This is a genomic window from Serratia sp. AS12, from assembly GCF_000214195.1.
GTDB lineage: Bacteria > Pseudomonadota > Gammaproteobacteria > Enterobacterales > Enterobacteriaceae > Serratia > Serratia plymuthica.
Genome location: NC_015566.1, coordinates 582,955 through 593,419 on the forward strand (window position 1 = coordinate 582,955; position 10,465 = coordinate 593,419).

At 60.8% G+C, this 10,465-nt stretch carries 8 protein-coding genes; all 8 read right to left on the reverse strand.

Features of this window, described 5'->3' with window-relative positions; translation table 11 throughout:
* Positions 1-193: 193 nt before the first annotated feature.
* The 8 genes from SERAS12_RS02700 to SERAS12_RS02735 are packed head-to-tail and all read right to left on the reverse strand — an operon-like array spanning position 194 to position 10,461.
* Positions 194-1,417 (reverse strand): Bcr/CflA family efflux MFS transporter, encoded by a 1,224-nt coding sequence (locus SERAS12_RS02700; RefSeq protein ID WP_239440976.1) that lies wholly within the window; start codon positions 1,415-1,417, stop codon positions 194-196.
* A gap of 44 nt (positions 1,418-1,461) precedes the next feature.
* A complete protein-coding gene (locus tag SERAS12_RS02705) occupies positions 1,462-2,685 on the reverse strand; it encodes a cytochrome P450 (RefSeq protein WP_013811359.1) in 1,224 nt (407 codons plus the stop codon).
* A gap of 14 nt (positions 2,686-2,699) precedes the next feature.
* A complete protein-coding gene (locus tag SERAS12_RS02710) occupies positions 2,700-2,957 on the reverse strand; it encodes an acyl carrier protein (protein ID WP_013811360.1) in 258 nt (85 codons plus the stop codon).
* Positions 2,958-3,003: 46 nt separating this feature from the next.
* Entirely contained in the window at positions 3,004-3,555 is a 552-nt protein-coding gene (locus SERAS12_RS02715; protein WP_013811361.1) for an NADPH-dependent FMN reductase, read from the reverse strand.
* A 4-nt stretch (positions 3,556-3,559) separates the two neighbouring features.
* The gene (locus SERAS12_RS02720) at positions 3,560-5,260 is read right to left on the reverse strand and encodes an acyl-CoA dehydrogenase (protein ID WP_013811362.1); all 1,701 of its coding nucleotides are present in this window, start codon (positions 5,258-5,260) and stop codon (positions 3,560-3,562) included.
* Positions 5,250-6,992 carry an acyl-CoA dehydrogenase family protein gene (locus tag SERAS12_RS02725; protein WP_013811363.1) on the reverse strand — a complete coding sequence of 581 codons (1,743 nt, stop codon included), beginning with the start codon at positions 6,990-6,992 and terminating at the stop codon, positions 5,250-5,252. Before SERAS12_RS02725 ends, SERAS12_RS02720 begins: the two co-directional genes overlap by 11 nt.
* On the reverse strand, positions 6,989-8,743 hold the full coding sequence (locus SERAS12_RS02730) for a fatty acyl-AMP ligase (protein WP_013811364.1): 1,755 nt from the start codon (positions 8,741-8,743) through the stop codon (positions 6,989-6,991). Before SERAS12_RS02730 ends, SERAS12_RS02725 begins: the two co-directional genes overlap by 4 nt.
* Entirely contained in the window at positions 8,740-10,461 is a 1,722-nt protein-coding gene (locus SERAS12_RS02735) for a thioester reductase domain-containing protein (protein WP_013811365.1), read from the reverse strand. The genes SERAS12_RS02730 and SERAS12_RS02735 overlap by 4 nt, the downstream gene beginning before the upstream one ends.
* Positions 10,462-10,465: the final 4 nt, after the last annotated feature.

The following is a 10,465-nucleotide window of genomic DNA, read 5'->3' on the forward strand; positions in this document are numbered from 1 at the left end:
GGTCGCGTCGTGGCGCGCCGATCCTTGTATTTGCGAATAATAATCATTATTCATGGCGAAGGGGAGTTATTTCGGCAGGGGTGGGGGGGAAATCACAGTGTGGAGGGGGCGCTGCGCTTTCCTGCGGCTGGGGCGGGATGGCGATAAACAACCGGTGCCAGAAGCCAGGCACCGGTTTTACTGCGATGTTACCTCAAGAACCGTCGGCGCTGTAGGAGACGCGACTGTCGGCTTGCGCATGTCGGCCCCACAGCAATGCCAGCCCCATCAACGCCGAGAACAGCAAAATGGTCGCCGTCATGGCCGTCACCATACCGAGTGGGCCGGCGAGCAGCGAAGCGACGCTGATGGAGATAAACGCGATGGTGGTCACCATAAAACCGATCGAACTGGCGCAAGCGCCGGCTCGGTCAGCGAAGCACTTGATTAAAAAGGCCGAGCCGGTCGGCACCAAAAAGCCGTTGCCGAAGGTGATCAACGAGAAGGGAACGATGATTTTCCAGGCCGCCGAGACGGAGAAAAAGAAGGGCGTGAGGAACAGCAGCAACGCGCCGGCCATGCCGAAACAGATGCCGACTTTCATGCTGCCCGCGTCGCCCAATTTGGCATACTGGCGTTTGGCCACCTCGGTCCCGGCAATAAAGGTCAGCGCGATCGGCAGATACATCAGCCCAATGGCGTCCGCTGAATAACCGATGCCCGTCAGGATAAACGGCAGCATGGTCAGAAATACCAGATACAGCGTGATGCCGCAGGCAATGGCGCAGGCATGCCCGATAAAAAATCGACTGGACAGGAACGAGCCGTAACTCTTCAAAACCCGGGTGGTGGAAAACGCCGTGCGGTTGGCGGGCGCCAGCGATTCCCGGTAGCCGAACAGCGTCCAGGCCAGCAGCAGAACGGTCAGCACCAGCAGCAGGCCAAACACCATCTTCCAGCCGAAGTAGGCCGTCACATAGCCGCCGATCAACGGCGCCAGCGCCGGTGAAAGCCCGCCCAGCGCCATCATCAGGGTGAACAGCTTTTGCACGTCGTTACCGTCGAACAAATCGACGATCATCGGTTGCCACAGGACATAGGCGGCGCAGACGCCAAGGGATTGCAGCAGGCGACAAAACAGGAAGAATTCGATCGAGCGGGCGTAAATGCAGCCCAGGGTACCCACTAAAAACAGCAGCAGCCCGATAAACAGCGGCGCTTTGCGGCCAAGCTGATCGGAGATGGCGCCGTAGAACAGCTGGCCGATTGAGAATCCCGCCATGTAGATGCTCAGCGATAAGCCGACGGTGCCTGCATCAGTTTGATAAAACTGCTGAATATTCGCGAGTGCCGGCAGGTAAAGATCGGAAGCGAACAGCCCGATAGTGGACAGCAACGCGGCGTAAATTAAAAACAAAACTTTCCTGGTACCTTGCATGGTAGCCCCATCATTGAGTTGAATTTTCGGAGAATCGTTGCGCATCAGGCCGGTTGCCAGCTCACCGGCAGCGCTTTCAGGCCATACAGCACCATTTCATCGCGGTAGGTCAGCGTCTCTTGCGGTACGGCTATCGCCAGGCTGGGGATGCGGGTGAAAATGGCGTGGAAGGCAATGGTCAGTTCGGCGCGGGCGAAATGCATGCCCAGGCATTTGTGAATGCCGTGGCCGAAGCCTAACTGGGTCTTTTCTCGCCGGTGAAGGTTGAAGACATCGGGTTGCTCGAATATCTCCTCATCGCGATTGGCGGAGCTCAGCATGATCAGCACGCCTTCGCCGGCCTTGATCTGCTGGCCGCCAATTTCGGTATCCTCCAGTGCCGCTCGCGGCAGGCCCGCGTGATTGATGGTCAGATAGCGCACCAGCTCATAGACCAAATCGTTGCCCAGATCGATATCGGCGAGAAACGCCTGCAACTGGGCGGGATTGTTCAGTAAGGTCACCACGCCCAGCCCCATGGCCAACGCCATGGTGTCGTAAGCGCTCAGCAGCAACAGCGCGGCCAGGCCGACAATCTCTTCATGGCTGGGTTGGTGCGCCTGCTGCGCCTTATGGATCAGCCTGCCGAGCAGATCATCGCCCGGCGCGCGCTCTTTTTCGGTCACGATACGATCGAAATAACCCATCAGCTCAATCGCCGCCTGTTCGGCCAATTCGGGAGGGCTGCTGCGATCCAGCACGGTATCGGTCCTGCTTTGCACAAAAGGGTGATCCTCAACCGGCGTGCCCAGCAGCTCGCAAATGATCTTGGCGGACGCGGGGATGGCAAAGGCCTTGACGAAGTCTACCGGCGGCTGCATGGACAGCAGCTCATCGAGCTGGCGCTGAATGATGGCCGTCATTTGCGGCTTGAGTTTTTCCACATGCGCGTTGAGAAATTCTTCCGTGACGGCTTTGCGCAAACGCGTATGGTCGGGTGCATCAAGTTGCAGGAAAAAACCCGGCGGTGGCGGCACTTCGCCGGAGATATACGTCGGGAAGCCGGCGGAACGCGGGTCCGAGCTTAACCGTTTGTCGCTCAAAGCCTTTTTGACATCCTGGTGGCGCGTCACCAGCCAGGCGAAATCCCCGCGCGGGGTTTTCACCCGAACCACCGGGCATTCCTGGCGGATAAAGCGGTACTCTTCCGGCGGATTGAACGGGCAGGTGCGCCGGGTGGGCAGGCATTCAAGGTGTGGCGTGGCGTTAGCGTCGCTGGATAACATCATCGTATTCCCCCGGCTCAGGCCGCGTTTTTACTGATTTCGGTTTCAAGGAAAGCGCGTAGCTGCCCGACCGAGGGATTATCCCAAATGGCGGTGGGATCCAGCTCCAGGCCGTAGCGATCTTCGATCTCGCCGATCATGGTCAGCGTGAACACGGAATCCATGCCGTAATCGGAAAAATTTTTATCGTCTTCAATCTCGGCGGGCGTGAGGCGGCAGTAGGCGGCGACGCGCTCAACAAGCCATTGTTCAAGTTCGTTTTGTACTGAGGCCATTTTGTTTTCCTTGCGTGTTTTTTCTGCCGATGTCGGCAATGTCGTTTCAGTGCGATTCAGATAGCGCGAGTTCAATGTTGCGCCACAGGTCTTTCAGACGTGGGCCGATTTCGGGGTGGTCGACCAACCTTTGTTCATCCGCTTCCGGCAAGACATAAGGTGCGGCGAGGGTGGCGCAGGGGCTGCAACTTTCAATCAGGCGGCAGCCCATAATCTGCAGCGTTTCCGCCAGCTGTGCCTGCGCCAGCTCCGCACGCACCGAAATGTTGGGAAAAGCCAACGGCTTGTCCACCAGCTCGCCGCTGCCGACGATCCAGTCCAAAGCATTCTTCACCACGCCGGTCACGCCATGCGCGTATTCCGGGCTGGCCAACAGCACCAGATCGGCCTGCGCCAGCGCAGATTGCCAATGGGCGACGGCCGGATTGTCCCGATTTTCATGGTCCGCGTTGAATAAGGGGATGGCGTCCAGGCGCGAGTAAATCTCGAATTGCACGCTGGTGGGGCTCACCTGCGCCATGGCGCGTAAAAACAGGCTGTTCAGCGACGCGGCGCGCAGGCTGCCGGAAATGCCCAAAATACGAAATTTGTGTGCCATAAAATTATTCCTCCCAACCCTGTAGCGGGTAGTGCATTAAGTCGAAACTGACGCGCCGGCGGTAATCGTCGAACAGGCGCTGACAGACATAGTCGGCTTCCGATTCATCCAGGCCTTCATCCGGGGCGATTTGCAGATGAACCAGTTGGCGTTTGACCATCAATTGCGTCAACGCCAGCGGCAGTTTCTCTGCCGCCGTCTGATGCCATTGCAGACAAGCGGCGATGGCGAGCAAACCGGCGTACAGCGTGCTTAGCTGATAGTGACCGGCCGGCGCGGTGGCGGAAATGTCTCGCGGATCCAGCGTTTGCAATTTGTCCAGCAGCCGCTCTCTGGCTGCCAGTACCTGCGTCGCCAATGCAGCGCCCAGCAGCGGCGCGGTGTGGAGCAGCGAATCCAGCAGCGGATCGCGCCCCGTCGGCGCCACCTGCAGCCGGTTGAAATCTATCGGCTCGTCGATCGGCGCGTCCGAGGCGAGCATTGGCGAAAGCCGGGCCGCTTCCGGCGTGGCGGCGTTTTTGCGCGCCAGCATGAACAGCAACGGCAGCAGCGTGAGCTGGCAGGCCGGGCGGCCTACGTGTGCGAATCCGGCAGGTTTGATGTCTCTGAGCAGCTTTTGGAACAGGCCGAATTCGCTTTCCGTGAGGTAAAAACTGGCACCCAGATGATCGGCCAGGCGGTTCATGGCGCCGATCAGCAGTTTGGGTACCACAATCTTGATCGACGGCGCATACAGGCAGCAAAATTCAGGATGAACATGCAGCGCCCGGGCGCCCAGTCTGCTGAATGCGTCCGCCAGCAGCAGATCGAGCAACGCGAGGCTCAATACCTGGCGCGCCGAGGGGAAATCGGCCAGGCAGCGGCCATACAACTGCCGTTGCAGGCTGAAACGCGTGGCCAACCGCAGGCCGGAGTCCAGCACGCCGACAAACATGCCGGGGAGCAGCGTGCGGGTGACCTGAAACGACCGCAGAGTGGTTTCCAGCGCCTTGCCTTCCGTTCCCAGCAGCAATTCGTCGTCGGCTGCGGCGGGCAAGCGGGTACGATCGAAACGTACGCCGCCCAACTGTACGCCGCGCATCCCCACGCTGCTGTGGCGCGGCAGTTCCTGCAAGGAGCCGTCCGGCAGTTGCGACTTCACTATCAATATTTGGGTATGGCTGCGGCTACCGGGCTGTGGCGAGGTGCGGGCGAAGGCCACGAAAACGCTGCTGCGGGCAATGTTGGAGGTGACCTGTTTTTCGCCCTCCAGCACCCAGCGGCCGTCCTGCCTGTCGGCGGAAAATTCCACGGCGGACAGATCGTTACCGTGTTCCGGCTCATAGTAGGAGCAGGCCACTTTTTCATTGCGATGCAGCGCCTGGGCGACGGTGCGTTGCTGCGTGGGTGAACCGACCGCCCAGATATTGCAGCACGCGATAAAGCTGCTGCCGGCATAACCCAACCCCAGGCACGGATCCTTGCGATAGAGCACCCTGAACAGATCCATCAGCACGTCCAGCCCGCGCCATTGGCCCCCCATCGCTTGCGGGATCAGGCAGCGATTGAATCCGGCCTCGTCGAGCCGGGCTTCGCCCTCCGCCCACAACGCGCAGGCGGCGTCGGCCGCCAGTACCGCATTGGCCCAGGCGGCGTAGCCGTCGCAACCGGCTGGCGTCAGCTGTCTTTCAAGCATGTCGACGGTAAGAAGATGTTCAGCGTTCATGGTCAGTTTCCTGCTGCAGAATGGCGTCGGCTGACGTGAAGGGACGATCGGCAAAAGACGCTTTCAGCGCTTGCCAGGCGACGTGCGGCTCTGCGGTTTCCGGCAGCCCCCATTGGCGGACGACGAGCGTCAGGCACAGCGGCAACCAGTGCCGGCATCGGAGCGCGGATGGCGCCGGGTTGTTCAGCCAAAACAGCAGGCAGCTTGCGGCGATAAATAGGCTTTCATAGCGCTGAAGGCCCAGCAGCGTTTGCTGAGGCACCTGCGGGTAAACCACGGGTGCGGACGCCAGGTCATCGATAACCCGATGGCTTGCCTGTAGCAGAGTGTCCAGCAGTGCAGCGAGATCCTGCTCCGCCACCTGCCCGGCATGCTGTTGTTGCGCGCGGGCAATCATGGCCGGTAAGGCCTGAACCAGAGAACAGCCGCTGCGAGAGTAAATCGTCAGGGCGTTCAACGGCAGCTCAGCCGGCGTGGGGGAATGCCGGTTTCCCAGCCTGTCCAGCACGACGCTGTCGCTTGCGCCACGGCGGTATTGCCGGATTAGGGTCGGCAACTGCGGCGCCAGGGATGAGCGGCTGACCAAGGTGCTGCCATCGAAAATGGGCACGATTTGATGGTCGCGGATCAACTTTTGAAAAGCGCCGTCGGCAAATAAATCGCTGACGAAGCCCCGCGCGCCCATCTGTTCTTCCAGCAGGCTCAACTGGTGCGCGGCCAATGACGGGATGGCGGCTTTGGCCAGCGCGGAGACGACGCTCATTTCCTGCGGCAGATAACTGGCGTGGCGGGCGGCTGTCCACGCGGTGATTTCCAGCATCCAGGAGACAACCTGAGATTCCGCCAACAGCGTCTGTACCGTATCCAGCTCCGACAGCCGGCGGCCATATAAGCGGTGGTGTTGAACCAGCCCGGTGGTCAGCCGCAGCCCGGCGTCGAGTGCGCCGACCGATAACCCGCAGCAGGCGGTGCGGGTCAATTGCAGGGCGCGCAGGGTGATCTCCAGCCCCTGGCCCGGCTCACCGACCAGCGCGTCATCGGGCAGCTCGGCATCCTGCCACTGCTGCCCGCTGATATCCGCGCCGCGAATGCCGTAGGTGCTGACCTTGGGCAGATGGCGCCAGCTCGTGGCGGGCAGATGGCGCTTGTCCAGCAGCAAAACGCTCATGCCGCGTGCGCCGGCGAGTTCGTCGGTCCGGGCCAGCAGGGTGATGATATTGCCGCGCGTGGCGTTATTGATCAGCCACTTCTCCCCCTGAAGACGCCAACCTTGCGCATGCTTGACCGCCGTGGTCCGGGTTGCCATTAAATCGGCGCCGCGCTCGCGCTCGGTCAGGCCCCATGCCAGGGCTTCATCGGCCAGCAATGCGCGACGAGTCTGTTCGACTTGCCGTGCGTTACCGGCCAGCCAGACGCTGACCGCCCCCAGGAAGGATTTTCCGTGGCCGATGGCGACGGTGAGATCCAGCGCCGCCAAGGCTCGCCACAGCGTGCTGATCTGTTCCAGCCCCGTCAGGCGGCCCCGGTGTTGAGAGGGCAGGTAGAGCAGGGCAGCGCCTTGCTGATTCAACCAGTCCACGGCCTCCTGAGGGAAGGTGGCATCGCGATCGTGCTGCATCAGTCGCGTGCTTTCGAAGGCCCGTTCAGCCTGTTCGCGCCAATGCGCGTAAGCTTCTGCGGTCAGCGGCGCATCGCGGGTGGCCTGCAGCGTTTGCAGTAGCAAATCCATCATTCGCCCCTCTCGACGCGGCCTTCATCCTGGCCGGCAATGCGTTCGCGGACGGCGGCGGCGAGCCATTGATGGCGGGTGCGCAATGTCTGGCTGAGAAAGCGTTGTTTCATGGCGGTGCGCTGTATTTTGCCGCTGGTGGTGCGGCTGACTTCGCCGGGCGGCACCAGGATCACGCCGGCCAGCGGTGCGCCCCATTCGCGCTGCACCCAGCCCTGAATGTCTGCCGAAAGCTGCTCCAGCTCATAATCTTCAAAGGATCCCGGCAATTCGTGGCACACCACCAACGCCTCCTGCGCAGTATCCAGCGCTACGCCGAACACCGCGCCGTATCGGCCCGCCAGCACGTTGAAATGGCGTCGCAGATCGTGCTCGATGTCCTGTGGATAGAGGTTTTTTCCGTGGGTGATAATCACTTCTTTGATCCGCGCCGTGACGTGGATTTCACCCTGTTGCAGAAAGCCCACGTCGCCGGTGCGCAGGTAAGGGCCCTGGCCGCAAGCGGTATAGGCGGCGAAGGTGTCGCGGGTAGCCTGCGGGTTGTTCCAATACCCCTTGGCCACGCTGCCGCCTTGCAGCCAGATTTCACCGAGTTCCCCTTCGGCCAGCGGCTGGAGCGTTGTCGGATCGATAATCCGCAAGTCGTAGTGGCGCGCGCAACCGCAACTGACCGACAGTTTCTGCGGGCCCCCGGCCTGTTGGCGATCCGGCAGGCTGATTGTCTGCGGCGGACGCGGCGTACTGCCGGAAATGAACACCGTGCATTCCGCCATGCCATAGCAGGGCTGCATGGCGCTGGGGTTGAAACCGGCGGCGGCGAAACAGTCGATAAACGCCTGAATGGTGCTGGCCTGCACGGGCTCGGAACCGTTGATCAGGTAACGCAGCGACGAGAGATTCAGCGTCGGCCGTTGTTCGGCGGTTATGCGTCGGCAACAGAGTTCAAAAGCAAAATTAGGGGCGCAGGTATGGTTGATACTGAAACGCTCAATCATTTGCAGCCAGTGCAGCGGCCTTTTCAGGAACTGGGTCGGGGTCATCATGTAGCAACTGCTGCCGAGGAACAGCGCGGGCAGCAGTTGCGCCATCAGCCCCATGTCGTGGTATTGCGGGATCCAACCGCCGAAACGCGTGTCATCCGCATAGCCCAGCGTTTGCTGGAAACTGTTGACGTTATGCACCAGGTTGGCGTGGGTCAGCATCACCCCTTTGGGGTTGCCGGTGGAGCCGGAAGTGTATTGCAACAGCGCCAGATCGTCGGGATTGACCTCAGACGCGTCGGATTCGAATGCAGGTGCCTCATTTTGCAGGGCGATCGGCAACTGATCGCAGGCGATGGCCGCCTGTTCCAGCCAGTCGCGGATCGCGCCTTCATCGCCGGGGGCATACAGCAGGGCGACGATACCGGCGTCATGCATGATATTGGTCAGCCGTTGACGCTGATGCTGATACTGGGTTGGCAGCGGCGCAGGCACGGCGATCATTCGCGCATACATGCAGGCCAGGAAACCGATCGCAAAATACTCGCTGACCGAGGACGGCAGTAAAATGCGGCTGTTCGGCGCATAGGTCGCCCGCAGTTCCGCCGCCAGATGCAGGGCCGAATGGCGCAACTGGCGGTAATTGACCTGACGGTTTTTTTCGTCATGGTGCGGGTGATTCACCATCATCAGCGCCAGCGCTTCGGGGTTGACGGCGGCATGGTGATCCACCGCCGCTTGCAGGGTCGGAAAACGGGGGGGATTCAGCATCATGACTGGCATCCTTTGCTGGTGGTGTAAGCCATATCCGGCGTTGGGATAAAGCCGATCGCGATGAAATAGTCGAGATAACGATTCAACAGGCTCTGATCCAACGGCTGGGCGGAAATGCCGCTGCCTTCCAGCGCCTGAAGCAGATTGCGGTAGTCATAGTGCGGCAGACTGCCTTCGTCGCCGGCGTCTTTCGACGGCGCCTCTTCACCAAACAGCGAGAAGAATTTGCCGAGGGCGTTTTGCTCGCCGGCTTCAAGCGCGGCGGCCAGGCGCTGATACCACTCGGGGTAGCTCACCGCATCAATCCTGTAGCCCCGTTGGCGCAGCATGCCGATGAGATCGCGCCAATGTAACGGCGCTGACTGCGTCAGATGATAAATCCGATGCTCTCCGGCGCCGGAAAGGGCGATATGCGCCACGCTTTGCGCGCAGAAGTCCACCGGCGAGATGTCCAGCATCACGTCAAACGGCAGCTCCGTCTGCAGTTGAATGCAGCTTTTGATGGCGGCGTTGAGGTAGGTGTCCGTCGAACAGGCGCCGTTGGTTTGCGCGCCGGTGATCTGGCCGGGGCGATAAATGTGGCAAGGCAGGCCGCGTTCGCCGGCCAGGGTGATCAAGCGTTCGGAAACCCACTTGGTTTGACGGTATCCTCCCGCCAGGCCGTTGGGGTGCATGAGCGGTTCCTCGCGGAAATGGTGCTCGCCCGGCTGGCCGGGAAACACCGACAGCGAAGAGATGTAATGTAACGGTTTTACCCGCACTTGCCCCGCCAGACGCAGCACCTCGAGGGTGCCGAGCACGTTGGTGGGCTTTAACTGGCGATAAGGCATGGCGTAGCTGGAGATCGCCGCGTTATGCACGATCATCTCGACGTCCTGGCACAGTTGCCGCCAGGTGGGTTTATCTACACCGAGATAAGGTTTGCCCACGTCTCCCGGTACGCCGACGATGCGCGCACGATCGCCCGGGCGTTGCAGGCCGTACTGTTGCAAGTTGTTCAGGATACGTTCCACCGCTTGCTGCGGGTTTGCCGAACGCACGACGACCCACAGCATCGCCTGTGAACGATCCAGAAACTCCCTCAACAGGAAGGCGCCGGTATACCCGGTGCCGCCGGTGAGCAGGATATGGCGAAAATCGCTGTTGACGGCGGGCAAGGCCCCAGGCTGGGCGCCAATGTCGGCCGGCAGTTGGGCTTCGGCGCAGAGCTCTTCGTCGCTGAGGTTTTGCAGACCGGCAGAGGCGGTGCGGTGTTTGCCTTTGATATAGGCAGAGAGCGCGGCGATGGTCGGGTTTTTGAACACGTAGCGCAGGCTGACGGCGGTATCCAATTCCCGACGCACTCTGGAGACCATCTGCACCACCGACAGCGAATCGCCACCGAGTTCAAAAAAGCTGTCTTCAATGCCGACCTGCGACACTGACAGCACTTCCTGCCAGATGCGGGCGATTTTTTCCTCGCTCAGGTTGCGGGGGGCGACATATGCCTGCTGACTGCGCTCTTGCTTTAACGGGGCCGGCAGTTGCTTGCGGTCGATTTTCCCATTCGGCAGTTTCGGCAAGACCGGCATCACCACAACGTGGGCCGGTATCATGGCTTCCGGTAACTCTCCGCGCACAAAGTCGCGCAGTTGCCGGGCCAGCTCAGCGTTGCGTTCCTGCGCCAGCGGGTTGTTGGAAAGTGCGGCGGGTGAGTTCATTGCGTTATTTTTTTCCATTTTT

Bases quoted from the DNA above. Each gene is read 5' to 3' on its own strand.
- SERAS12_RS02700 (WP_239440976.1), bottom strand. From the start codon at position 1,417: ATGCAAGGTACCAGGAAAGTTTTGTTTTTAATTTACGCCGCGTTGCTG.
- SERAS12_RS02705 (WP_013811359.1), bottom strand. From the start codon at position 2,685: ATGATGTTATCCAGCGACGCTAACGCCACGCCACACCTTGAATGCCTG.
- SERAS12_RS02710 (WP_013811360.1), bottom strand. From the start codon at position 2,957: ATGGCCTCAGTACAAAACGAACTTGAACAATGGCTTGTTGAGCGCGTC.
- SERAS12_RS02715 (WP_013811361.1), bottom strand. From the start codon at position 3,555: ATGGCACACAAATTTCGTATTTTGGGCATTTCCGGCAGCCTGCGCGCC.
- SERAS12_RS02720 (WP_013811362.1), bottom strand. From the start codon at position 5,260: ATGAACGCTGAACATCTTCTTACCGTCGACATGCTTGAAAGACAGCTG.
- SERAS12_RS02725 (WP_013811363.1), bottom strand. From the start codon at position 6,992: ATGATGGATTTGCTACTGCAAACGCTGCAGGCCACCCGCGATGCGCCG.
- SERAS12_RS02730 (WP_013811364.1), bottom strand. From the start codon at position 8,743: ATGATGCTGAATCCCCCCCGTTTTCCGACCCTGCAAGCGGCGGTGGAT.
- SERAS12_RS02735 (WP_013811365.1), bottom strand. From the start codon at position 10,461: ATGGAAAAAAATAACGCAATGAACTCACCCGCCGCACTTTCCAACAAC.